The organism is Candidatus Saccharibacteria bacterium, from assembly GCA_016699955.1.
Taxonomy (GTDB): Bacteria; Patescibacteriota; Saccharimonadia; order Saccharimonadales; family UBA4665; genus JAGXIT01.
The window spans coordinates 939,130-962,154 of record CP064993.1 but is presented as its reverse complement, the minus strand read 5'-3'; the positions used below and the strand labels follow the sequence as shown (position 1 = coordinate 962,154).

The window sequence follows — 23,025 nt, the reverse complement described above, 5'->3', positions numbered from 1 at the left end:
AATATGTTAAGGTAATTAAAAAATACCTAACAAAACCAAAACTCCTACTAGCTAGAGGAATAAAAACACTGGTCCGATCAACCGGTGTTTTTATTTTTAAGGACAAAGCGACAGCTAGCACTAAAAAATCATTGTGCCTGCCAACCCTTGATCAAATTCGCATTATTGCGGCAGTATCAGGCGACGCTTGTCATACCAATAACGTAGTTTTTGCCGTAATGTTTGGCGCATTTTGGACAGGTCGTATAGAAGAAATAAGTGTCGCCTGGTATTTTACCCTGGCTCGTGACATAAGTTTGCAGCGAGTTATACCAGTTTCTGATGTTTTTAAACGGACCTTCAAATACTTTTGTTATGTACGTACCACTCAGCACTACGTTGTCTGCACCGCCGACCTCTTTGGTAACTGCGTAAAGATGTTCGGCCTTCCACGGCGATACGTCGCGGGACAACGTCATGGCCTCGTTTGGTACCATGGCAGCTCCTGCATCTTCGGCTGTGCGTTGAATTTCAGTCATAACTTTCGACATATTGAGGGGCATGTATAGAAAGCTGCGCGTATGCATTCGGATGAAGCGTTTGTCCTCAAAAACTACTTCTTTGTTATCCCACTCGTCGACGTTTGGGACTGCGCAGCACCCTGTGTCGTTTTTGTCTGTGTAGGTTTTTGGTAGCTCCACTTTGAACCTCCTTAAATGGGGGTTATCCCCCTAGTAATTTTAGTATACTCCTTGCTAGCCAGTGCCAGCATATTTTTACAGTGATAAACGTGTAGAAATTAGCGGGATATATTACGCCAGCTATAACGTTGCCCGATCACAATAGATAACAAGCAAAAAACAAAACCAGGTAAAGCTAATAGAGATAAATTCATAATCCCAGGTGCAAACACACTATCCCTCTCTACCCAGAACTCTGTGCCCACACCGAGCCAAGGTTACGCTACGCTACTCGTTGGATTTTAGTAAGCAAAAAGGTATAATTGTATCTGTTCAAAGCCAAAGGGGCATAGTACAACGGTTAGTATAAAGGTCTCCAAAACCTTAGATCGTGGTTCGATTCCACGTGCCCCTGCCAAATCGCTTATGCTAAAAGGACTTCTTCGGAAGTTCTTTTTTGTTTTGGTATTATAAAGTGATGTCGCACTCAGAAAAGTCAAAGAAAATTCTCCTTTTTATCTTGATTATAGTTGTGGTAATTGTCGGTATTCTATTCAAGCTTAGTGGCGGTGTACTGGTATTTAGTTACCTAAAGCCAACGTACTTACCCTCAGGCATTTCTATAAAAGATGTTCGTGTGACGGCAACTAAGGCTGACGTATTTACAGAACTTAATTTTACAACTGAAGACTGGGTCTATGAAATACAGCAATCGCAAACACGAAGCACCACATTACCTGCCGCCAAAGGGAACTATGATGCTACCAGCACTAATTTTACTTGCAGTCTGTTTGTTTCTCCGCACCAGAGACATTACCGACTTTGTCATTCGGTGGATTACGGCAAAATAAGTAGATATGAAGTTACTCAGCTGAATGGCTCGACGTTAATATCTTCGGCAATACCGACAACCACCAATCATGTGATACACACTGATGAAATAGGAAAATTTGTAGATTCGTTTAAACATACACCGAGATTATTTGCTCCCACATTCAGGCATGATGGACCTTAGTACAGCAGGTCGCCCGACAAACTAAATGATGTGACTAAGTATTTGAGCTTAGAATCGTCACCGGTATTAATGGCTGCCGTTTGAAATGCGTCCGCATACCCCTGCCAATGTAAAACGGCCAGTCGCAAGATTGGTCGTTTTACATTGATAGAGCTTTTGAAGTCTGACCAAGGTCTAGCGAACGAAGTGAGTGTAGATCGTGGTTCGATAACGTAGCACTGCGCACAGGAATGTATTCCGAGCCCAATGCAAGGCTATACAAAGTATTCCACATGCCGCTACCAAGCTTAATAAGATTTGAATAACAGAAAAAAATATGACCGGTTTTTCTGCATGCAATCTGCTCCGATATATTTGTCAAAACTATTTGTGTTAAATACCTTTGGTTCCTAACCCCCGGTCATGTTTCGGGTCTCGGCTGAACCACTTTTAGCGGAATAATCGTGAATCTGTCTGGATTTTACTACATATTCACGCGTTATTGACAATAATACGTGAATTCGGTACAATCAATAGCATGATAAGCGAATTAACAAAATCAAAGATAAGAACTCTAAAGAAGGAATACGAACAGCGTAAAGGCGGCAAAGAGTCACTTTTAGGGCTGCTACGAGAGGTAGAACTGCCCGAATTAGTCTATAACTCAAACGCCATAGAAAACTCATCATTAACATTGAAGGAAACTGAACGAATTATACTTGAGCAAGAGGTAATGCGCGATGTTTCCGTCCGTGAGCTTTTTGAGGCAAAAAACTTGGCTAGAGTTCTGGAATATTTGTCAACTCGGCCAAATATCGAACTATCCACTGAGAATATACTACTGTTGCATCAGATGCTAATTGGTGGAATTAATGATAATATTGCAGGCAGATTGCGCAAAGAAGGCGAATATGTACGGGTCGGTTCGCATATCGCCCCAGCGCCAGAATACGTTAGTGCGCTACTGGACGACCTAATCGATGATTATTTGAGCGATCACGGTCGATACTTTGTCGATAGTATTGGACGTTTTCATGCGGAATTCGAGCATATTCATCCCTTCTGTGACGGAAATGGTCGTATAGGCAGGGTATTGGTTAATGTCCAGTTAGCAGCCTTGGGGTACCCGCCAATCATAATCCGAAACAAAGGTAAGCACAGTAGCTACTATCCATTGTTTATTAGTTACCAAGAAAAAAATGATTATGACGGAATGTCAGAATTGTTTGCCCTTGCCCTGCAAGAATCGTTAAACAAGAGGATCGCCTATTTGAAGGGACAGAAAATTGTAAAGTTAACAGATTACGCAAAACAACGTAATTTAACAACAAACGGCCAACTTAACGCCGCAAAACGACAGACGATACCAGCCTTCCGCGAAAAAGGTATTTGGAAAATAGGGGAATAGCTCAATATTGTTTCCGAGCACCCTGCAAGGCTATACAAAAGTATTCCACGTGCCCGTGCCACATATATTCACTAAGCCCACTAGTTTTATCTGAGGACTATTTTTGCTACTGTAGAAACTATGATGCAAAAAGTCCTAATCTTTAGGGGAGCACCAGCCAGCGGAAAGAGTACGATTGTACCAGAGATAGCCAAACTACTGACCAAACCAGTAGTTTTAATAGAGGAAGACAAGTTTCGTTGGGGATTCCATATCATCGGTAGATCCGTTAGTGAGGTCGGCTCCGATGAACATAGATTTGCTTATGAGAATACTCGAATGCTATACGAAAGATACCTTGAAGTCGGAATGTACAGTATTGTTCTCGAAGGTCTTTTTACGTGGAATAATAAATCTTCCCCTGAAGGTAGCGCCAAAGAACTGGTGGATTTAGCAGAGCAGCATGGCTTTGAAGCAATCTCGATTGTACTAACGGCCGAAAAAGAAGAACTGCGTAGGCGCAATACTATGCGTGAGTACACGGTTCCAGCAAAAGAGTTCGAAGAACTGTATAACGGGGTCCACCAGGAGCTTAATTCTTCCGAGATTATTATTGATACGACCAATGAATCAACGGAAGAAACAATTGCACGGCTCAAATTACTGCTATCTTTGTAAAGCGGCAGTCCTGGCTTTTGTCACCGCCGCTTAAAGACTTGCTCGCATTTTTGTACCCCATGAGAAAAATTTGCTAGAATTGCAATATGAATGGAATACAAATAGATTGCACCGGGTATGCTGTTGCGGCCGATTGGTATGATGGCGGTAGTACCGACAAAATATTGCTAAGTCTTAATGGTTACAGCGCCAAGAAATCAAACCAAGTAGATCTTGTTAGCAGTATCGTTGCCGGAACCGGAATGAGCGCTCTCGTCTTTGATTACTCCGGTCACGGTGAAAGTCCGTTTAGGCTTGAGGACACTCGTCCTGCGCAGCACTTCCTTGAAGTTATCTACGTATTTGATTGGTTGCATGAGAAATACCCAGAAGCCGAAATAACTGTCATGGGCACTAGCTACGGCGGGTTCCTCGCAACGCAGCTTACAAAGTACCGGGTCTTCGCAAATCTTATTCTCCGAGCGCCTGCTATATATAAACCTTCTGATTTTTATACCACTTGGCGCGATATAGATCGTGACTGGACTCGGAACGTTTTCCGTAAAGATGTTGAGGCTCTTATGAATCATCCACTCCTGGCTCGAGCCTCTAGGTTTGCTGGACGAACCTTTGTTATGATTCACGAGCATGACGAATATGTACCGGCTGAAACAACTGACGCATTTATCAAAACATTTTCTGCAAATACATATCTTGCCGAAGGCTTCTGGCATGCGCTCAGTGATCCACGTAACCCCAAGGACAAATTCTCCGACTATCAGAAGGCAATTTCCAACTGGATTAACCATTCCGACACATCAAATAACTAGCTACATTACAATGGGTTCGACAAACGTCCTCACGTTAAGATTTTCATTCTGACTCCTTCTTTGATAAATAGTTATAATAGGATCAATGAAGTATGCCGTACAACTAGAACCAGCGCTAAAATATATGCGATCACCCGAGGAAGCGAAAGATGTGTTTTTGTCTTGGCAGCGTGATGATACGTCTTTCTTCGCGGCAGGCGCCTGTCACATCTTAGCTCATATGTTCCTCTCGCTTCATCCTGGGGAAGGCTTTGACCTCGTTTTTATTAAGCCTACTGACCAATTCCCGGGCAATCATATGTATGCGGGCAACGGAACATGGGCGTTCGATTTTAATGGGTGGTCTCTAGAAAAAGATTTGCTGCGGGTCAATGAGGAATTTGCGAAAGTAAAATACCCCGGATGGAGTTATGAGCGGATTGTTATCAAGGAGGGCCTTCCTGAGTATCTGAAACATTCCAACTATCTGCGCGGACCAGAATATTTTCCCGAGCTCCCCTGGAAGCGTGCCTATGCATATATTCAGAGCTTTCCATCTTCTCAGGCTGAGAAAAAGTAGCTATATCAGGGTAGCTTCAATAACCGTCCTGAAGTTTCTGCCAAGTTAAGTCGCTAGAAAGGTGGGTTGATTTGACCCGAAAACAGATCCCCTTGGGACCTGTTTTCGCTTCGTGCGCGCCCACCCTGCGGCGGGTGAAGCGTCATATGAGAGACGACCGCTCAGCGCATGTATACTGTGGCACGCGCTGCCGGCACAAATCCTTTTATTTTTAAGGTGTTTGTTTCAAACGCCGCAATGAAGCGCACGAACTACTGCTAAGCGTAAGCCTGATGCCGCAAATGGTCAAGGTCTAATCTGTGCACTTCGTGGTAGAACATACAATGTTACAGTGAGTGCCAAGAAAACGGCAAATCCGCACATTATGCTCGGCACGGCGTGGATGAGCTCGGGGTTGATGATGTTTACCGTAGCGACGGGCAAAATGAGCATAAGATATGCAGCCGTGACCCCGTAGAGTGCGTGTCTTTTTCTGGGATTTTTAGTCGAGCGTCCCAGCGACCAGGCGCTAATAAGCGCAGCAAGCTCAAGCCCATAGTAATACAGCGTATACCAAGAGGTTGCCTTGTTATCGGTTTTGAAAATTACATAGTTTCCACCGCAGGTGCTGGCCGTTAAACCCTGAGTTGAGAAAAGGAAATATGCCATAAACACAGCCATTGCGGCGTATGATCCGGCGACGAGCCAGGGCATTTTTTTACCAGCCAAAACGGTTACCATGTGAATACCTAAAGCTGGCAAGGCAGTGATTGCAACGTACCCTAGCCGTGCCCAAGTGATCCCTGCCAACCCGAAAAGACTTTCGCAAATGTTATATTCTGCCAGCTGAAAAAAAGCCAAACAGACCAGCATGAGCACAACAAGTTTAACTAGCCGTGTATGTTTATATCGCCACAGCGTCCAAGCTGCTAGCCCAATTTCTATCAGAAAAGTAGCCATCATTACTGGCGGTGAAAAACAATAGAAAGTGGTGCGTTTTTTCAAAGTTTTTCCTCCAAATATTTTTTTAGTTTTGCAATTGGTCTAATTTGCGCATACACCTCGTCAAATTCTTTTTGTGAAAGTTCTGCGAGGGTTTTGCCGCCGTGGCCGTCTAAACAGAATACGTTATCCCAACCGTGAGTAAAGCCGCCATTACCGCGTGGGTGATCAGCGATTTCACCGGAAATTTCACCATGCATAATCGTCATTGTTTCCCCGTCGTATATACCAAAATAAGCCTGAGCAGTAGCGCGGCGAGAGGCCAGGCCGTCAGCCATGCGACAGAGGTTTTCAAGTCCACTCGGCGCATGCACAAAAAGTTTAATCAGCGGCCCAGGCAGGCCATTTAAGGCATTGAACCACATACTAGCATCATCGACAAGCACAGGTTTCGAGACCGCACCGTAGGCTTGCCTAGCTTTGTGGTCAATAACGACGCTTGGGTCGCTTGACTGTATTTCGTCAAGATCAAGCTTCAAGTGTTCAAGCTCTAATCCAAGCAGTCTACCTAGGCGATTTGCCTTTTCTTGGTTGCCAGTAATAAAGACGGGGAGCCGTTTCATAGCAATGCCAAAAACTCTCCCTCAGACAAAATCTTAGTACCATAGGCTACGGCTTTTTTACGTTTACTAGCGCCAATGTTACCGCCAGCTACGAGGTAGGTGGTGTCTTTGCCAACACTGCTTTGGAAAGTACCTCCGAGCGCGCGGATACGGTCAGCTGCGGCGTCACGGCTCATGCTCTTAAGCGTACCCGTGACTGCAAAACTCATGTTTGCAAATTTGCCAGATTTCGCTTCGTAGTGTGGCACAACTTCTAATGAATTGAACTTGTTTAGCAGCGCAAGATTATCTTCGTCTGCAAACCAGGCAGTGATGCTTTCAGCCACAACCTCGCCCACGCCGTCAACTGAGAGCAGCTCCTCGAGCTGGGCCTTGGCTAAGGACTCAAGCGAACCAAAGCTTTTAACAAGATCAATAGCAGTCTGTATACCGACGTGACGAATTCCTAGGCCGTAGAGAAAACGTTCGAGGGGAGGGGTTTTTTTGGCCTGGACTGCGTTAATTAACTTTTGAGCAGAAACTTCGGCGAATCGGTCAATTTTAAGCAACTGGTCTTTTTCTAGGGTATAAATATCTGCGAGATCTTTGATATATCCGGCGTCCACTAAGGCAACAACGTTTTTTTCGCCAAGCGTATCAATATCTAGCGCGCCCTTGGAGGCGAAATGCTCGATGGAGCGCTTTAAAATCAGGTCCGAGGTGGCTCCTTTTACACGGTAGACAACCTCGCCGACCGCCCGTTCAAATTCAAGCTCAGGGTATTGGCGCGCGAGCTCCGCGGCGTAGTTGATTATCTGAGAAGTCGATGGACGCAATTCAGTAAGTACGCGCTCCACCTGAGGGATAATGTCACCGGCTTTAAATATTATGACGGTATCACCGCGCCTAATGTCTAGCCGGGCAATTTCGTCGGCATTATGCAGTGAAGCATGCTGAACCGTTGTTCCCGCGACTTGTACCGGGTCAAATACCGCAACTGGTGTTGCGGCGCCGGTTCGGCCTATGGAAATAACAATATCTTTGACAACGGTAGTCGCTTCTTCTGCGGCGTATTTGTAAGCAACCGCTCCGCGCGGTGTTTTGCCGACGACACCTAGCTCCGCGTATCTGTTTCGGTCGTCAACTTTTATTACAAGGCCATCTGTGTTGTATGGTAGCTCGTGACGTTTTGCTTCCCAAGTATCTGCATATGTCATTATGCCGTCAATGCCGCTCACAACTTGCGCGTCAGTGCTACGGGTTATACCGAGGGCGCCCAGCGCTTCGTAAGCAATTTGGAAAGTTGGAATTTCACTCGGGTCATCTCGAAGCACATCGTAGCCTCGAAAGTTCAGTGGTCGCTCGGCAACAAGACGAGGGTTTAGCTGACGAATCGTGCCAGCCGCAAGGTTACGCGGGTTCGCAAATTTGGGCTTGCCAGTAGCTATTTGTTGCTCATTTAGTGCTGCAAAATTGGCTTTTGTCATAATTATTTCACCGCGGATTTCTGTGCGCCCCTGGAGAAAATGAGAAAATTTCACTTCGTTACGCAGTCGAAGGGGGACGTTTTGGATGGTGCGGACGTTCATGGTTACGTCTTCGCCAACGCGACTATCGCCGCGGGTTACGGCTTGGACAAGGACGCCGTTTTCGTAGATTAGCGCACAGGCAAGGCCATCCATTTTCACATCGCAAAAAAACTCGTGTTTGTCGCCAGGTAGAATTTTATCAATTCGTTTGACCCACGCTGCTATTTCCTGCCGGTTAAACACATCTTGCAAACTAATCATTGGCACACGGTGAGCAACTTTAGCAAATGAATCAAGTGCCTTACCGGCGACGCGTTGCGTCGGACTGTCTGGCCTGACTAAGTCCGGATACTGTTCCTCGAGCAGAGACAGTTCGTGCTTCAAACTATCGGCCGCCGCCTCGCTCATACTAGATATGTCAAGAACGTGGTATTTGTAGCGGTAGTCGTCAATAAGCTCTCTCAGCTTTTGGGCACGCTCAAGTACTGCCTGGGGAGCGTGAGTTTTAGGCATGGTTTAGTAGCTCGCGGTATAGGGAGTAAAGATAACTATGGATCAGAGCAAACCAAGCGGTTGAAAGCAAAAAGAAAACCCAGACTGCAAACGGGGTCAAAAACAGCAAAAAGGGTAGTACTACCAAAGTAGAACCAATTAGCATAACCACCGGTAGAAGAATAATTTTCCGCCAAATGAGCAAGCGCCTACCCTTGACGAGTAGTTTGGCACTGCGAACTGCCTTTAGAGGTGTCATATCGCCAAGAGTGACAATGTATAGAGCAAAAATAGAACTAGTTACCATGCGGAGTGACCAGAAGGCACTCAGAACAAAAAAACCTAGCGTAAGCAACTTTTCCCACTGGTGTACGACAATGCCGTTACCAATAAGCGTCGTGTAAATGTACGAACCGATGGTCAGGGGTAGCAGTTGCAAACCGATAATGAGTATTACTAAGCTGAAGGGTATGAGTGGGTACATGCCATTGTAGAACGCCCGCTTAGTCGAAACGGGTTGTTTTGCCTGCTTCTGCCGGAAGACCCAGATAAGAGCTAGGCTACAAATTATTAGCAAAATTGTTTGGTACAAACTGGCGTTAGGCAATGTATTCTCGTTGCCGCCGCCACCGAACAGGAACGTTAGCTGCAGGGCTATGCTCTGCAGTTTGCCGCCCGCGCCTTGGAGTAAGCCGTCGAGCAACGTTTGAAGCGTTTGTAAATCTTGGCTGGCGGAAAACCCTCTCACGAGCAGAATAACGCCCAGACCATATACAGCCGTCACGCCCGCAACTGCTTTTTTTGCTCCACTTAGGCGCTTGAGTGATTGACTGAGTAGCATTCGGGCCTTTGGCAACGGGGTATAGCTTGGTTTTGGTCTGCGCCAGCTACCAGGTTTGTACCAGACACGGGCTTTGGTTGCCAAGCGTCTTACTGGGAGCGGCGTACCGCGTTTACTAGCAGTGCGAACCGGCTGTTTTGCAGTTTTTGGTCGTTTTACAGCCCGAGTTGCCGCGGGCGTTGCTTGTTTTTTTATGTTTGCCATTTTGGCCTCACTTGCATATATCTAGTATAGCCGATATGTGGGTGTCGAAACAATTACCGAAACGTTTGGAGATGCAAAATAGCCGGATGGTATGATAAAAGGCATGAGATTAGTCCAGCCTCCAAGAAAAACCTCGGAATTCTACAGTGTCAACAAACAGCCACGCCGTCGACTAAAAAAACGAATCTTTTTTACGCTCGCCATACTAGGTTTATTCATAGGCGTACAACTTATGCGCCCACTGCCAGAGGCAGCAGTTGCATTCGAGTTGCCGGCTGTACCGGCTCCTCAGCCGGTGTCGCTATTGTGGCCTGACTCGCTGCGAGCAGCCGTTGGCGCTGGGGGATTTGGGGTACTCGCTACTTCTGGAACGACCGAACCGCTTGCAACGGCGAGTATAGCCAAAGTCATCACTGCTCTGTGTGTACTCGAAAAGTCCCCGCTGCAGCTGCATGAATCAGGCCCGCTTATTGCGATTACTAGCCGAGACGTTGCATTATACAACGACCAGATTCAGCAAAACGGGTCTCGCTTGCCAGTCCAAGAAGGCATGCAACTGAGCGAATATCAAGCACTTCAAGCTTTAATGATTCCATCTGCCAACAACATTGCCGACACATTGGTCATATGGGCTTTTGGGAGCAATGAGGCATATAGCACGTATGCCAATTCCTATCTTGAGAGGCATGGCTTGGTGCAAACACAAGTTGGCAGCGACGCCAGCGGTCTCGACCCGTCTACTGTTAGTACGGCGAGCGATCTGGCTAAACTTGGTCTGCTTGCTAGAAAAAACAATGTTCTGATGGAAATTGCCGGGCAACGAACCGCCGTTTTTCCGTTTGGGGACGAGTATGAAAACTACAATCGCGTTCTCGGAAGGGCTGGAATAAATGGTCTAAAAACTGGTAACAACGACCAAAATCCAGGTGCACTCCTTTTTACCGCTGACTTGGCTGTTGCCGGTAAGACGCTGCAGCTTTCTGGCGCTGTTATGGGTGCTGAAAGTCTGTCAGCGGCCATGGAAGCATCTGTAAACTTGGTAGGTAGTGTTGATGAAAATTTTGAACAAACAACATTCGTCCAAAAAAACCAAAAAGTTGGTACAGTACGTACGGCGTGGGGCAGTGTGGCAACTGTTACGGCAAAAGATAATTTATCGCTTCTGCGCTGGAAGAATCAATCGGTGGAGTACCGTAAAAGTGCAAAAACCTCGACTGCATTGGAGCCTCAAACCATTGGGGCTTTAGTCGCGCATGCTGGGCAGCAACAGGCAAGTACGCCACTCGTTATTTCCTCTCCTGCTGCTGGCCCAAGCCTATTGTGGAAACTGACACGGCTTCGGTAAGAATTTTTAGAAGCATACAAGCCCGCAGCTGCCGAAAATAAATCTGGTATACTCGACTACTATGGAATCATATTTCACGCACAATTTTTTTGCGGGTAATCGAAAACGCTTGTATGAATCCATGTCGCAAGATGGTCTGTGTGTTGTTGGTGCGCACGGCATCTTACAGCGCAGCCGTGACACGACGTTTCCTTTTGCTCAGGATAAGAACTTTTGGTACCTGACAGGCCTCGATATGCCCGATGCCGTTCTGGTTATGGCCGGCAACAGGGAATATCTGATACTTCCAAAGCGCAGCCGTGAACAGGACATTTTTGACGGCGCTTTTGACTTAAAGCACGTTGCCGCGCGGTCTGGCTTGCACGAACTGCTGGATAACACTGAGGGTTGGCGGCAGTTAAGGGCCGACGTAAAGCGCTATGAAGTTGTCTCGACACTGTTTTCTGAGCCCTCTTACGACCGACGCCATGGCGTATACGTAAACCCGGCACGAAACCGTTTGATTGGCCGCTTACGTCGGCTTCAGTCTGGAATCGCACTCGCAGACATACGTCCTAATCTGGCTGAACTGCGCATGATAAAACAGCCGGCTGAAATTGCTGCCGTCTCGCAGGCGGTCGCCATAACAACTCGTGCGATAGATGCTATGCGCAGCAGCGCTGTACTGGCTGGCTTCGCTACAGAGTATGAGTTTGAGGCAGCTCTGTCACAGTCGTTCCGTGCACAAGGCGCTAGGGGGCATGCCTATGACCCAATTGTAGCGAGCGGCTCAAACGCAACGACTCTTCACTATATTGCCAATAGCGCCCAGCTGGCAGCAGGACAGCTAATTGTCGTTGATGTTGGCGCAGAGGTTGAAGAGTACGCCGCCGATATTACACGCACAGTTGCCTGTGAGCAGCCGACTCATCGTCAACAGACAGTTCTGGCTGCTGTGCGGGATGTGCAACAGTATGCCTTGACCCTCTTAAAGCCTGGAGTACTGCTTCAGGAATACGAAAAAAAAGTTGGACAAAAAATGGCGACGGCTCTAGTAGAGCTAGGTTTAATTTCTGATGCAACAGACACCATGAGCATGCGGAACTATTTTCCACACGCCACGTCACATTTTCTTGGCCTTGATGTTCATGACGTCGGTTTTTACGACAGACCGCTTGCGGCCGGTGTGGTTCTCACGTGCGAGCCGGGCATCTACATCGCAGAGGAGGGCATTGGCGTACGCCTAGAGGACGACGTTTTGATAACCGAATCGGGACACACTAACCTGAGCCGTGATTGCTCGTATGACGCTTACGTTATATGATGTTTAATACATGACCGCTATTAACAACAAACAGGGCTTTCTGTACTCCTATATGCTCCGGTGGTTTGTTTGCAGCTTGGGACTGTGGGTTGCCGCTGGGTTGCTTCAGGGGTCAGTCAACTATCAGAACCGAATCAGTGTTGTCGTGGGAGCGGGGGCACTTCTGGCACTTATAAACGCCTTTCTTAAACCGTTGCTGGTGCTACTAAGCCTTCCTGCTATTTTGCTAACCCTAGGGCTGTTTATGTTGGTTATAAACGGTGCAACGGTCTACCTGGCTAGTAAACTGTACTCCCCACTCCAGATTGATAGTTTCGGGGTTGCTATTTTGACGGGAGTTATTATTGGACTAATTAATTACCTTGTATCCGCGATTTTAGATAAGCCCTCAACGTAATCGATTTAATCCAATTATTTCGTGTCGCCGTAGAATTTGCTATACTACAGGGCATGATGAGCATATACAACTACATAGCCATGGGTGCCATGCTGCTAATGACGCTTCTAATACTGGTTCAAACTAGGGGAGCTTCCCTAGGTGCAGGTATTGGCAGCAGCGGCGAAGTAAACACCGAACGGCGGGGCACTGACAAAACAATTTATCAGTTGACCATAGTGTCGGCGCTCGTGTTTGTGCTAGCGATACTACTGGGTATTCTTATCGGCTAAGTGCCACTGGTGGGAAAAAATCAGCAATGAATGTTATAAATCGTGCGACAAAACTTCGGCTTCGACGGTCGCTTCGTAATCGCCAAAAGCAAGTCGAATCAGTCACATCACGCGCTGAGACAAGTTTTGACTCCAACTTTATAGATCGTCTGGAACGATTACTGGATGTGAAGCGATTTGTTTTAGGTTGGCTGCTGCTGGTTGTTTCACTGGCAACCGTAACCGCCTTACAAACCGTACAGCTGAACAGCTATTATTTGCACCCAGGGCCAGTGGCAGGGGGTAAGTTTAATGAAGGGATGCTAGGTACCTATAGTAATGCAAATCCTATTTATGCAACAGGACCCGTCGACACCAGTGTTTCGCGGCTGCTTTTTGCGGGGCTGTTGAAATATGGCGTCAACAACGAACTCGTTGGCGATTTAGCAACCGGCTATACGGTAGATGCCTCGGGTCGACAGTACACACTGACTTTGAAACCTGGACTAACATGGCATGACGGTACGGCGATTACAGCAAAAGATGTTGTTTTTACATACCAGCTTATACAAAATCCAGACACACGGTCGCCGTTGCTTAGCAGCTGGCAGGGTATAGTGGTTGCCGCCTCCAACCCTAATACTGTTGTGTTTACCTTGCCAAGTGCATTAACTGCCTTTCCGCATAGTCTGACAACGGGTATTGTGCCGTTTCATATACTCGGAGACGTGCCTGTTTTTCAGCTTCGCTCTGACAGCTTCAACACAACTACCCCTGTTGGCGCGGGTCCGTTTATGTGGGACAATCTCCAGCTAGGTAGCGGCGCAGGCACAGGCGATGCAACAACGCTGATTTCATTGAAGGCTTTTCAGAATTACAATGCTGGTGCTCCAAAGCTAGACGGGTTTGTTCTGCATGTTTACGACGAAGAAGATCAGCTTGTGGCGGCATATAAAAAACGTTCTATCGAAGCTATTGCCGGTGTAAAAAATGTTCCTGAAGCCCTAAAAAATGATACATCAGTCTATTTAAGTAAATTTACTACCACCGCGGCGACGATGCTATTTTTTAGAACAAGTGAGGGTTTGCTGGCGGACGCTACGGTACGCAAGGCGTTGGCACTGGCGACCGATAGGCAGGCACTTATTGAGGAGCTAGGCGGTGGCCTACGCCCTGTTAACGCACCGCTACTGATTGGGCAGCTTGGCTATGCCAAAGAGTACGCGCAGACACAGTATGACCCCGCTCTAGCTATTAGTCTTCTTGAGAAAGCGGGATGGGTTCAAGGGAAAAATGGCGTCCGTAGCAAAAATAATCAGCCGCTGAGTTTTGTTGTGATTGGCGAAGATACGCCTGATAATCAAACCCTCTTAAAGCAGGTGAAGGGGCTCTGGAAGGGCATTGGCGCCGACATACAGGTGCAACTCTTACCAAGGTCGGATTTCCAAAGTTCTGTAGAAACACATTCATACGCTGCTTTACTATACCGTATATCCATTGGCCCCGATCCCGATGTATACGCTTACTGGAGCAGTACCCAGGCTGACCCGCGCAGTAATAACAGATTAAATTTCTCTGAATATAAATCGGCTGTTGCTGACGCAGCGCTTGAAGGCGGAAGAACGCGTCAAGACCCACTCGTGCGCGCGCAAAAATACAAACCTTTTTTGAAGGCATGGCAAGAAGACACACCGGCGATTGGGCTATACCAACCGGTTGCTCTATACCTGACGCGCGGTCAGGTAAATGGCCTGGTGGAACACACCATAAACACTGACGCCGACCGCTACTACTCAGTAACTGAGTGGGCAGTCAAAACCGGATATCTCCCCAAGTAATCAAACTAGAAAGCTCCACAGGGTGGATCAAATTTAAGTCAAACCGCTGACAGGGGCTTGGATTGTATAAAAATGATATATGTTTGGAAAGAATGCTTTCCAAACTATACAGTATTTGTAAGTTTGGAAAACGTTATACTTATGTTTTTACATTGGTGCGGATGAGAGGACTTGGTCACCTTTTCGGCTACCCCAACTCGACAGATTTGAAGCATAGCTTCAAATCTGTCTCCGTCCCTGAGGAGTGAAGACTTCCACTCCTCACCTCCACGCGCGTATCGATTCATGCACATTAATGCCAAATTTATAATACCAAGCCAAAACTTGATATTTAAAATTTGGTGCGGATGAGAGGACTTGAACCTCCATGGAGTTGCCCCCACTAGTACCTGAAACTAGCGCGTCTACCATTCCGCCACATCCGCATGTACTGCCAAAGGTAGGATAACTGCTTTGTAGTAGTATTTCAAGTTTAGGCAATGCTATGAAATGCCAAACTGTTTATGCTATGATAAAACGAAGAAACATAAGGAGTTAGTCGGGAGCCATGAGTAAAGTCGCACACTACTTGCAAGAGCATTTACTCGGTGAAGTAATGACCAGCATCGATGCACGGCGTTATTTTTCGACAGACTGCAGTGTTTTTAGTGTTGCGCCAAGCATAATTGTTTACCCCAGGAACGAGCAAGATGTTCGTAAAACAACACGTTTTGCCTGGCAACTAGCCGAACGAGGACGCATTATACCGATAACGCCACGTGGCTGGGGCACCGATGTCACTGGCGGCGCACTCGGCAGCGGCATTATGGTCGTTTTTCCTGCTCACATGAATCGTATCGTTTCGCTTGATCAAAAAACCGGTATTGTGGTGGTAGAGCCAGGGCTCAACTACGGTCGGCTTCAACAAACACTGCAAACTCACGAACGCTTTTTACCACCGTACCCCGCCAGTATCGAATACAGTACCATTGGGGGAGCCGTAGGCAACAACGCCGCTGGAGAAAAATCTGTTAAATACGGTGTTACACGTGATTATGTCAAGTCACTACGCGTCGTTCTGGCTAATGGCGAAGTTATTGAGACAGGGCGCATTACTCGACGAGAACTAAGTAAAAAACTTGGGCTCACCACATTTGAAGGTGAGGTATACCGCTCCCTTGACACGATTATGGAAGAAAACCGCGACTTAATCCAAAAAACCGTACGAAATACTAGTAAGAATAACTCTGGCTATAACCTGTTTGATATTAAGCGCAAAGATGGCAGTTTTGACCTGACACCTCTGTTTGTCGGGTCTCAAGGCACACTCGGTATTGTGACGGAAATTACCTGCGAAACTGAACCCCATAACCCCGAAAACATTGTATTTGCCGCTTTTTTTGAAAGCATACAAGCAGTAGCAGATGCAGCCCAAGAATTACGAGATTTGTCCGATACCCCTAGTGCAATAGAATTTGTGGATGGTAAGCTGCTGCAAATAGTCAATCAGCTCAACCCCAACCAGTTAAAGACTGTCATACCAAGCGTCGTTCCAGCCGGTGTTTTGATTGTTGAGCTCGATAACCCAAACGACCGTCGAAGAAAAAAGAATGTCAAAAAAATCCGTAACATTTTTGAAAAACACGCACAAACCTTTCGCGAAGAAAGCCAGCCTGCCGCTCAAGCTGAATTATGGAAAATACGACATGCCTCGGCAAGCTTACTGTCGCATAGTGAAGGTCAGAACAAATCGATTCCCCTCATAGAAGACGGCGTTGTGCCCATCAGTAAAACTGCCGAATTTGTTGCCGAAATATACGCCCTGTTTGGCGCTCTCAAGCTCGATGTAGCCATTTGGGGCCACATGGGTGATGGCAATCTGCACGTCCAGCCGTTTCTAGACTTGAGCCAGCTAGGTGACAGGCAAAAAGCGTTCAAACTAATGGATCAATACTACGATCTTGTTATTCGGCTGGGTGGTTCAACAACCGGACAGCACAACGATGGTCGCTTGCGCGAGCGATACGTAGAAAAAATGTACGGCGCTGAAGCTTATGAATTATTTAAGAAAATTAAACAAATATTTGACCCGTTTTCCATTTTGAACCCCGGTGTCAAAATCAACATGACTGGTGAAGACAGTCGCTCGGCTTTGCGAACAAATTATTCACTTGATTCTCTCTACAAACACATGCCCCGGAGTTAAACTGGATTACCGGGCATATGAAGGCTCGGCGCACGTCTGACCGAATATTTACTACTTGAGTTTTCGCTCAAAAATAGATACCATGTAGGCTGTGTCACTTTGGGCGGACGTGGCGGAATGGTAGACGCGCTACTTTGAGGTGGTAGTCCTGCAAGGGGTGGAGGTTCAAGTCCTCTCGTCCGCACCACAGAAGCACAATTCGGGTGATTAGCTCAGTTGGCTAGAGCATCTCGTTTACACCGAGAGGGTCGGGGGTTCGAGTCCCTCATCACCCACCATATTTGATATACTGTAAAGAACCATGGTAAAATTACAACCGACAAAACCGCTGCTTATCATGCTTTATGGCATGCCCGGGTCAGGCAAGACATTTTTTTCGCGGCAACTCTGCGAACAACTTGCGGCCGCCCACGTTCAAGGCGATCGTATTCGGGATGAACTTTTTGAAAATCCATCGTACAGCAAAGAAGAAAATCATATCGTTGCCAGCCTGATGGCGTACATGACCAGCGAATTCTTACAGGCAGGGATCAGCGTGGTTTTCGACACAAACGCTATGCGATTATCGCAGCGCCGTGCCCTTAGAAATCTTGCTATCAAAGCCGCGGCTCATCCTATTTTGCTGTGGTTGCAAATTGACCCAGACTCGGCTTTTAAGCGCTCTAGCAAACGCGACCGCCGCAAACACGATGACCACTACGCTCAAGAAATGGAGCCAGGAACGTTCCGTGAGCTCATGTCTGGCATGCAAAACCCTGAAATTACCGAAAACTACCTTGTTCTTAGCGGTAAACATGTCTTTAACACTCAAAAAAACGCTGTTATTCGCTACCTTGTCGAAAAACGGTTGATAGCTCTCGATAACACCCCAGCACAGCTAAGTAAACCCGGTCTTGTCAACATTGTGCCAAACCCTGCTGCCGGTCGAGTAGATCTGTCTCGGCGCAACATAAGCGTCCGCTAATGGCCACCAAAATTATTGAGGTGCCCGAAATTGGCTTTGTTTCATTTACAAAAACAGCTCAAAGTAAATCAATACGTATAAGCGTAACTGCGCACGGTGTACGCGTGACGTTACCACGCTGGACGCCCTATTTTACTGCTGTAACTTTTGTACGCCAGCACACTGATTGGATTCGCCTTGAGCTTGCAAAAACAACTCCCACAACCTTGAAAGAGGGCGACAAAATTGGAAAACTACATAACCTGCATTTTGAGCAAATTCCAGAACGAAGTGAAGCGAAGTCACGCGTAACAGCGACAAAACTGATAATATATTACCACCCAGGTGAAACCCTCACCTCAGAAGCGGTGCAAACGCGCGCCGAGCAAGCCGCTATACGCGCCCTAAAAAAGGAAGCTCGTGTGTTACTGGTGCCTCGGTTACAAGCAAAGGCCGAAAAAAACTCGCTGACGTGCGGCACCGTGACAATTAAACATTTGAAACGTCGCTGGGGCAGCTGCGACAGCAATGGCAACATAACGTTAAACCTTTTCCTTATGCAACTCAGCTGGCAGCAGATCGATTATGTTATATGTCATGAGCTAGCACATACCCAGCATATGAATCACAGCGCTGCTTTTTGGCAGGCAGTTGAGAGTCTGATTCCCGATGCCCGCATGATTGCCAAACGTGTTCGTCATATTCAGCCCGCGCTTATTCCACGGCCATCCACCGAACCCCTAGAAGAGTAGCTTCCTTCAGTTGTGGTAAGTCGTCCTGATAAACTGCTACTGCTTTTCACGCGGATATGGCATACTAAAACCCATGAGTGGGAAAAATCGGCCCGCCGGTCTTATTGCAGACGCGGCAATCGAACACGAACGCCTCCAGAGTCTAATCGGGAGTATGGCAGACGGCGTCATCACGGTCGATGACGACATACGGGTAGTGCTATACAATGGTGCCGCACTAAATATTCTCGATACTAACCGATCAATCTCTGGCAAAAATCTTAAGCAGCTCTTGCAGCTCTTTGACAAAAACGGGCATCATGTCGACGCCGAATCACTTGTTCAGGGCTGCGAACGAGCCACGAGCAACCGCGACCTGTTACTACATTATGACGACGGAAGCCGCATAAACCTATATCTATCAGTAGCACCGGTACATCTTGGATATGGTGCAGCCGGTGATAGAGGCTACGTCTTACTGCTGCGTGACATTACCCATGAAAAATCGCTAGAAGAAGAACGTGACGAGTTTATTTCTGTCGTTAGCCATGAACTTCGTACTCCGATTGCAATAGCTGAAGCCAATATTAGCAATGCCCAGTTCATTATTGACAAAGCCGGCGGCGATCACGTCACAGTAGAAGCGCTTAAACAGGCTCACGAGCAAATTATGTTTCTTGCGGGAATGGTTAACGACTTGTCGACACTGAGCCGTGCTGAACGAGGCAAGCTCACCCTAGAAATTTCTGCCTTCAACGCCTACCAACTAGTAACCAATCTCGTAGACGGCTATGCGACTGAGGCAAAAACCAAAGGGCTCATACTGCGCGCCGACGTCAGCCCCCACCTTGAAACTATGTCTTCGAGCGAGTTATACGTGCGCGAAATATTGCAGAATTTTGTGACCAATGCTATTAAATACACCGAGAAGGGAAGTGTCATTGTTGGCGCTCAACCAAAGGATGACGGGGTGCTGTTTACCGTGTCAGATACCGGCATTGGTATTAGTAAGGGCGACGAAGAGCGGGTGTTCGACAAATTCTTTAGAAGTGAAGATTATCGGACGCGCGCCACCACAGGAACAGGGTTGGGGCTTTACGTCACCATGAAACTGGCTCGCCTCATTCACGCCGATATAAATCTAACAACCGAGCTAAACCATGGCTCAACTTTCTCCATTTTCATCCCGAATCTCAAGTAACTTATAGTTAACCTTTCGTCTCAGCTATTTCTCAAAAAAACTGCTTGCCATTGTGCCAAGCCAGACATATAGTAACAGGCAGAGAGCGTTAACCAAGTGGAGGTACTCCACGCATTTCGCATTTTTAGCTCGCATAATGCATTTTCTCCTGCAAGCACGGAATGATTCGTAAGGTTAAGTTAAGTGGTATCGCAGCTGCCCATCATAGGCTTTCGCAGGGTCAGCCAAGCCCCCCAACGTGGACTCGACTTATGCTAACATCAAGCTGCTACGATTTAACGACTAGACAGGCACTATCAACTTACCTTGGGAAGGCGGGGTTCGACGCGCATAACAGGTATGCAGACATTGCGCCCTTTCCAATTTACCGTGCCAAACTCGTATCGCAGCATAGAAATGTGCAGCATCACAACGTCTGCCGCAAAGCCAAAAGGCGCGGTTACAAAGGCTACCCAGGCGCTATTGAGCTTTGTCTGCACGGCAATTAGGTAGTACATGAGCTCAACGGCTAGCACTGCTCCAAACCATATCGCAAAATACGCGCCGGTGTGAGGCAGTAGAAAACTAACGGGTAGCCCTACAAATGGCCCAATGAAAAAGAAGAGCTCAAAAAGCGTTGTGGCCGCAACCAATTCGAGGCGCCTGTGAAGCTGCGGATAGCGTAAGCGCACAGTCGTATTAAACTGTTCGCCCAAGGTCTTAGTACTGTGAATTTGCAAATCACCGTGGCTTCGTACAAACGTATATATGTCTTTAGCGACAGCCAATTTTGCAAAATGTGCCTCCGGAGAAACACTTTGCGAGACAGCGCCCAGACCGCCAAATTCCTGCAGCAAGTCTTTACGGACAATCCAACAGGTGCTGAGCACTGGCGGACGTTTAAACATTCTTCTTGGCAAACACAGTTCCCAATAGTACCGCATGGTTTGCAAAAACGACACTGTTTTATCTTCAGTAGCAGCGCGCGTCGGTAAAACGCTCATCATTTCTTTTTCTCGAGACAACATTGTTTCCACAATTGCGCGAATTGCTCGCGGTTCAAACACTGTATCGACACCACAGTACAGAAGCACATCACCGGAGGCATCGCGGCGGAGTTGTTCATAACCGTAGTTTTTAGCAATCCAATCCTCCGGCGGTAGCTCGCCCTTTATGAAACGTACACCGGACTGAGCATAGCTGCGGATTATTTCAGGCGTTTTTTTGCTAACAGAGCAATCGTCTAGCACCAGTATTTCTAGCCTTGGGTAATCGTTTGCAACAAGACTGTCCAAACAAACACGCAGAGCCTCTGTTTCGTCGCGCGCCGGTATGAGCACACTGACACTCGGCAGTTGGCTGTTAGAGTAGTGCTTGGCCAGGGGTACTGGCTTAGCATGTTCCCACGTTTGCATACTTGCTCTTAGCAATGTAAGCACACCAAGCAGTTGCGCCGAGGCAACCAATGCAACCAACGTCGTTAGCGGAACAGTATGCAGTGCCAAACAAAGGCCAAGAAGTACTAGCTGAGCGGTAATCTGCCAGCCATGCGCACGTAAAGACACAGCCCGCAAACGTTCAACGTGCAAACGGTGCTTCACAAACCGTGCCAGATTGACGAGCCGGTAAGGGGTGATAAATACGGCTAGCAACCAGTACTTCCAGGCGTTCAGTAGTAACCCAACATCTACTACAACAAGTGCCGTACCAAGCACCAGAGATACAGCCAATCTGCCAGACAAGGTCCGTTGCAGTATTTTTGAGCCAAAAGCATAAAGCAGCGCCTCTAGCGCGGCAACGACAGCCCACAGGCCGAGCCAAACATACATAATCATACTATAGCATCTTGACTTTATCTGTCCCATACCGTAATCTTGACATTAGACGCCTACAACACTGTAGGCTTTTTAAATGGCTAATCATTCGAAAGAGAGAACAACGGTGGCAAAAAAGGTACGTAAACAAACGCAGGAACAAACTCTTACGCAAGTTTTTTGGAGCGGTTTTTTCTTGCCCGCTAGGCTTGTCTGGCGCGCACTGGTATGGCTATCACACCATTTCCCGCTAAAACATATCGGACATGTTTTGCGCTATGTTGCACAGTTGCCGCCTTTCAAGCTACTCTGGCGTATACTTGGGCTCACTTATATACGCGCCAGCTGGAAAGAGTTGCGCGGTGTCACCTGGCCAACGTTCCGGGAAAGTGTGCGTCTTACCTCCGCCGTTGTTATTTTTTCAATTATGTTTGGTCTGATAATCGCGGTGGTAGATTATGGTCTTGATAAAGTATTCAAACAGCTATTTGTGAATTAAGGAGTTTTATGAGCAACAAGCGTTACGACACAAGCAAACAATGGTACGCCATCCACACGTACAGCGGGTACGAAGAAAAAGTAGCCGAAAGCATCCGCCAGCGAGCAGAGTCACTTGACATGAAAGATAAGATTTTCCAAGCGCTCGTGCCCAAAGAAAAGCAAATTGAAATCAAAAACGGCAAACGCAAAATTGTCGAGAAGCGTATATTTCAAGGCTATGTGCTTGTGCAAATGAAACTAAGCGAAGATGCTTGGTACATTGTGCGCAACACTCCTTCTGTTACCGGGTTTGTCGGGAGCGGCACCGAACCAACGCCTGTTGACCAAGACGAAATAGAGAAAATCCAGAAACGCATGGGTCTCGAACAGCCAAAACATAAGATTGATTACGCCATCGGCGAAGTTGTCAGCATTATTGACGGGCCTTTCAAAGGTTTCGATGGCTCAGTCAGCGAGCTAGACGCACAAAAAGGCAAGCTCAAAGTACTCGTCAATATGTTTGGCCGTGAAACACCAGTAGAGCTCGACAGCCTCCAAGTAAAGCGTGTCTAGTATGGATAACTCAGGGGAGTTTCTTGTAGCTGGGCAGCCGTATTTTCTAGTTTTTCGTGGCAAGCGTATACCCGACCTACTTGTTCCCTATGTTGAGATAGTCGACGGCACCACAATACGACGCCCCGAAATTGGTCACGGTCTAAACCCTTTAGCATATTTGTCCAGTTCGGCAGTAGGCGGCTCGAATGTCTTTACGAAGGATGGCCCTCGTATTTGATAGCCACAATTAGAATTCCTCGTGCCTCAAACCTTGTGCTTCAAGGAAAAATATGATACGATCTTATCTGTTACGCACTACTTAAAGGTA

At 47.2% G+C, this 23,025-nt stretch carries 23 protein-coding genes and 4 tRNA genes; 20 read left to right on the top strand and 7 right to left on the bottom strand.

The genetic code is table 11. The features are described from left to right. Positions 1 to 176: 176 nt before the first annotated feature. Positions 177 to 680 carry a hypothetical protein gene (locus IPL85_04950; GenBank protein QQS19590.1) on the bottom strand — a complete coding sequence of 168 codons (504 nt, stop codon included), beginning with the start codon at positions 678 to 680 and terminating at the stop codon, positions 177 to 179. A gap of 322 nt (positions 681 to 1,002) precedes the next feature. Here IPL85_04950 and IPL85_04945 point away from each other — a divergent pair. From IPL85_04945 to IPL85_04920, 6 genes are all read left to right on the top strand, one after another. Then, a tRNA-Trp gene (locus tag IPL85_04945) sits at positions 1,003 to 1,077 on the top strand. A 280-nt stretch (positions 1,078 to 1,357) separates the two neighbouring features. Further along, positions 1,358 to 1,510 (top strand): hypothetical protein, encoded by a 153-nt coding sequence (locus IPL85_04940; GenBank protein QQS19589.1) that lies wholly within the window; start codon positions 1,358 to 1,360, stop codon positions 1,508 to 1,510. A 681-nt stretch (positions 1,511 to 2,191) separates the two neighbouring features. Beyond that, entirely contained in the window at positions 2,192 to 3,061 is an 870-nt protein-coding gene (locus IPL85_04935; GenBank protein ID QQS19588.1) for a Fic family protein, read from the top strand. A gap of 120 nt (positions 3,062 to 3,181) precedes the next feature. Then, entirely contained in the window at positions 3,182 to 3,718 is a 537-nt protein-coding gene (locus IPL85_04930; GenBank protein QQS19587.1) for an AAA family ATPase, read from the top strand. 86 nt (positions 3,719 to 3,804) lie between these two features. Beyond that, complete coding sequence (locus tag IPL85_04925) at positions 3,805 to 4,527, top strand: alpha/beta hydrolase (protein QQS19586.1); 723 nt, start codon at positions 3,805 to 3,807, stop codon at positions 4,525 to 4,527. Between the two features lie 85 nt (positions 4,528 to 4,612). Further along, positions 4,613 to 5,086, top strand: coding sequence for a hypothetical protein (locus IPL85_04920; protein ID QQS19585.1), 474 nt, complete (start codon positions 4,613 to 4,615; stop codon positions 5,084 to 5,086). A gap of 285 nt (positions 5,087 to 5,371) precedes the next feature. On the opposite strand, the gene IPL85_04915 is transcribed toward IPL85_04920, so the two are convergent. Genes IPL85_04915 through IPL85_04900 form a run of 4 tightly spaced genes read right to left on the bottom strand, consistent with a single transcriptional unit; the run spans position 5,372 to position 9,675 of the window. Beyond that, a complete protein-coding gene (locus IPL85_04915; GenBank protein ID QQS19584.1) occupies positions 5,372 to 6,070 on the bottom strand; it encodes a hypothetical protein in 699 nt (232 codons plus the stop codon). Further along, positions 6,067 to 6,630, bottom strand: a complete 564-nt coding sequence (locus IPL85_04910; GenBank protein ID QQS19583.1) for a non-canonical purine NTP pyrophosphatase — start codon at positions 6,628 to 6,630, stop codon at positions 6,067 to 6,069. Before IPL85_04910 ends, IPL85_04915 begins: the two co-directional genes overlap by 4 nt. Next, positions 6,627 to 8,651, bottom strand: a complete 2,025-nt coding sequence (gene ligA, locus IPL85_04905) for an NAD-dependent DNA ligase LigA (GenBank protein ID QQS19582.1) — start codon at positions 8,649 to 8,651, stop codon at positions 6,627 to 6,629. Before ligA ends, IPL85_04910 begins: the two co-directional genes overlap by 4 nt. Beyond that, positions 8,644 to 9,675 (bottom strand): hypothetical protein, encoded by a 1,032-nt coding sequence (locus IPL85_04900; protein QQS19581.1) that lies wholly within the window; start codon positions 9,673 to 9,675, stop codon positions 8,644 to 8,646. Before IPL85_04900 ends, ligA begins: the two co-directional genes overlap by 8 nt. 103 nt (positions 9,676 to 9,778) lie before the next feature. On the opposite strand from IPL85_04900, the gene IPL85_04895 reads away from it, so the two are divergent. From IPL85_04895 to IPL85_04875, 5 genes are all read left to right on the top strand, one after another. Next, positions 9,779 to 11,020, top strand: a complete 1,242-nt coding sequence (locus tag IPL85_04895) for a D-alanyl-D-alanine carboxypeptidase (protein QQS19580.1) — start codon at positions 9,779 to 9,781, stop codon at positions 11,018 to 11,020. Between the two features lie 61 nt (positions 11,021 to 11,081). Beyond that, complete coding sequence (locus tag IPL85_04890; protein ID QQS19579.1) at positions 11,082 to 12,323, top strand: aminopeptidase P N-terminal domain-containing protein; 1,242 nt, start codon at positions 11,082 to 11,084, stop codon at positions 12,321 to 12,323. A 10-nt stretch (positions 12,324 to 12,333) separates the two neighbouring features. Beyond that, positions 12,334 to 12,720: a phage holin family protein gene (locus IPL85_04885; GenBank protein ID QQS19578.1), complete on the top strand. Its 387-nt coding sequence runs from the start codon at positions 12,334 to 12,336 to the stop codon at positions 12,718 to 12,720. 53 nt (positions 12,721 to 12,773) lie between these two features. Then, entirely contained in the window at positions 12,774 to 12,992 is a 219-nt protein-coding gene (gene secG / locus IPL85_04880) for a preprotein translocase subunit SecG (GenBank protein QQS19577.1), read from the top strand. A gap of 26 nt (positions 12,993 to 13,018) precedes the next feature. Continuing rightward, a complete protein-coding gene (locus IPL85_04875) occupies positions 13,019 to 14,809 on the top strand; it encodes a peptide ABC transporter substrate-binding protein (GenBank protein ID QQS19576.1) in 1,791 nt (596 codons plus the stop codon). Positions 14,810 to 15,148: 339 nt separating this feature from the next. Here the strand turns inward: IPL85_04875 and IPL85_04870 are convergent. Beyond that, a tRNA-Leu gene (locus tag IPL85_04870) sits at positions 15,149 to 15,234 on the bottom strand. Positions 15,235 to 15,356: 122 nt separating this feature from the next. Here IPL85_04870 and IPL85_04865 point away from each other — a divergent pair. From IPL85_04865 to IPL85_04840, 6 genes are all read left to right on the top strand, one after another. Continuing rightward, positions 15,357 to 16,994: an FAD-binding oxidoreductase gene (locus IPL85_04865; GenBank protein QQS19575.1), complete on the top strand. Its 1,638-nt coding sequence runs from the start codon at positions 15,357 to 15,359 to the stop codon at positions 16,992 to 16,994. 103 nt (positions 16,995 to 17,097) lie between these two features. After that, positions 17,098 to 17,181: transfer RNA gene (locus IPL85_04860), tRNA-Leu, on the top strand. Positions 17,182 to 17,195: 14 nt separating this feature from the next. Further along, positions 17,196 to 17,272 (top strand) — tRNA-Val (locus IPL85_04855). Positions 17,273 to 17,295: 23 nt separating this feature from the next. After that, entirely contained in the window at positions 17,296 to 17,958 is a 663-nt protein-coding gene (locus IPL85_04850; protein QQS19574.1) for an ATP-binding protein, read from the top strand. Then, entirely contained in the window at positions 17,958 to 18,689 is a 732-nt protein-coding gene (locus tag IPL85_04845) for a M48 family metallopeptidase (GenBank protein QQS19573.1), read from the top strand. The genes IPL85_04850 and IPL85_04845 overlap by 1 nt, the downstream gene beginning before the upstream one ends. 73 nt (positions 18,690 to 18,762) lie before the next feature. Then, positions 18,763 to 19,869: a PAS domain S-box protein gene (locus IPL85_04840; protein ID QQS19572.1), complete on the top strand. Its 1,107-nt coding sequence runs from the start codon at positions 18,763 to 18,765 to the stop codon at positions 19,867 to 19,869. Between the two features lie 296 nt (positions 19,870 to 20,165). Here IPL85_04840 and IPL85_04835 read toward each other — a convergent pair whose 3' ends face one another. Further along, positions 20,166 to 21,677, bottom strand: a complete 1,512-nt coding sequence (locus IPL85_04835) for a glycosyltransferase family 2 protein (protein ID QQS19571.1) — start codon at positions 21,675 to 21,677, stop codon at positions 20,166 to 20,168. Between the two features lie 301 nt (positions 21,678 to 21,978). Here IPL85_04835 and secE point away from each other — a divergent pair, with 301 nt between their 5' ends. Genes secE through IPL85_04820 form a run of 3 tightly spaced genes read left to right on the top strand, consistent with a single transcriptional unit; the run spans position 21,979 to position 22,935 of the window. Further along, complete coding sequence (gene secE, locus IPL85_04830; protein QQS20445.1) at positions 21,979 to 22,161, top strand: preprotein translocase subunit SecE; 183 nt, start codon at positions 21,979 to 21,981, stop codon at positions 22,159 to 22,161. A gap of 8 nt (positions 22,162 to 22,169) precedes the next feature. Beyond that, the gene (nusG, locus tag IPL85_04825; GenBank protein QQS19570.1) at positions 22,170 to 22,715 is read left to right on the top strand and encodes a transcription termination/antitermination factor NusG; all 546 of its coding nucleotides are present in this window, start codon (positions 22,170 to 22,172) and stop codon (positions 22,713 to 22,715) included. A gap of 1 nt (position 22,716) precedes the next feature. After that, positions 22,717 to 22,935: a hypothetical protein gene (locus tag IPL85_04820; protein QQS19569.1), complete on the top strand. Its 219-nt coding sequence runs from the start codon at positions 22,717 to 22,719 to the stop codon at positions 22,933 to 22,935. Positions 22,936 to 23,025 lie beyond the last annotated feature (90 nt).

Bases quoted from the DNA above. Each gene is read 5' to 3' on its own strand.
- IPL85_04940 (QQS19589.1), top strand. From the start codon at position 1,358: ATGAAATACAGCAATCGCAAACACGAAGCACCACATTACCTGCCGCCA.
- IPL85_04935 (QQS19588.1), top strand. From the start codon at position 2,192: ATGATAAGCGAATTAACAAAATCAAAGATAAGAACTCTAAAGAAGGAA.
- IPL85_04930 (QQS19587.1), top strand. From the start codon at position 3,182: ATGATGCAAAAAGTCCTAATCTTTAGGGGAGCACCAGCCAGCGGAAAG.
- IPL85_04925 (QQS19586.1), top strand. From the start codon at position 3,805: ATGAATGGAATACAAATAGATTGCACCGGGTATGCTGTTGCGGCCGAT.
- IPL85_04920 (QQS19585.1), top strand. From the start codon at position 4,613: ATGAAGTATGCCGTACAACTAGAACCAGCGCTAAAATATATGCGATCA.
- IPL85_04910 (QQS19583.1), bottom strand. From the start codon at position 6,630: ATGAAACGGCTCCCCGTCTTTATTACTGGCAACCAAGAAAAGGCAAAT.
- ligA (QQS19582.1), bottom strand. From the start codon at position 8,651: ATGCCTAAAACTCACGCTCCCCAGGCAGTACTTGAGCGTGCCCAAAAG.
- IPL85_04900 (QQS19581.1), bottom strand. From the start codon at position 9,675: ATGGCAAACATAAAAAAACAAGCAACGCCCGCGGCAACTCGGGCTGTA.
- IPL85_04895 (QQS19580.1), top strand. From the start codon at position 9,779: ATGAGATTAGTCCAGCCTCCAAGAAAAACCTCGGAATTCTACAGTGTC.
- IPL85_04890 (QQS19579.1), top strand. From the start codon at position 11,082: ATGGAATCATATTTCACGCACAATTTTTTTGCGGGTAATCGAAAACGC.
- IPL85_04885 (QQS19578.1), top strand. From the start codon at position 12,334: ATGACCGCTATTAACAACAAACAGGGCTTTCTGTACTCCTATATGCTC.
- secG (QQS19577.1), top strand. From the start codon at position 12,774: ATGATGAGCATATACAACTACATAGCCATGGGTGCCATGCTGCTAATG.
- IPL85_04875 (QQS19576.1), top strand. From the start codon at position 13,019: ATGAATGTTATAAATCGTGCGACAAAACTTCGGCTTCGACGGTCGCTT.
- IPL85_04865 (QQS19575.1), top strand. From the start codon at position 15,357: ATGAGTAAAGTCGCACACTACTTGCAAGAGCATTTACTCGGTGAAGTA.
- IPL85_04850 (QQS19574.1), top strand. From the start codon at position 17,296: ATGGTAAAATTACAACCGACAAAACCGCTGCTTATCATGCTTTATGGC.
- IPL85_04845 (QQS19573.1), top strand. From the start codon at position 17,958: ATGGCCACCAAAATTATTGAGGTGCCCGAAATTGGCTTTGTTTCATTT.
- IPL85_04840 (QQS19572.1), top strand. From the start codon at position 18,763: ATGAGTGGGAAAAATCGGCCCGCCGGTCTTATTGCAGACGCGGCAATC.
- IPL85_04835 (QQS19571.1), bottom strand. From the start codon at position 21,677: ATGTATGTTTGGCTCGGCCTGTGGGCTGTCGTTGCCGCGCTAGAGGCG.
- nusG (QQS19570.1), top strand. From the start codon at position 22,170: ATGAGCAACAAGCGTTACGACACAAGCAAACAATGGTACGCCATCCAC.
- IPL85_04820 (QQS19569.1), top strand. From the start codon at position 22,717: ATGGATAACTCAGGGGAGTTTCTTGTAGCTGGGCAGCCGTATTTTCTA.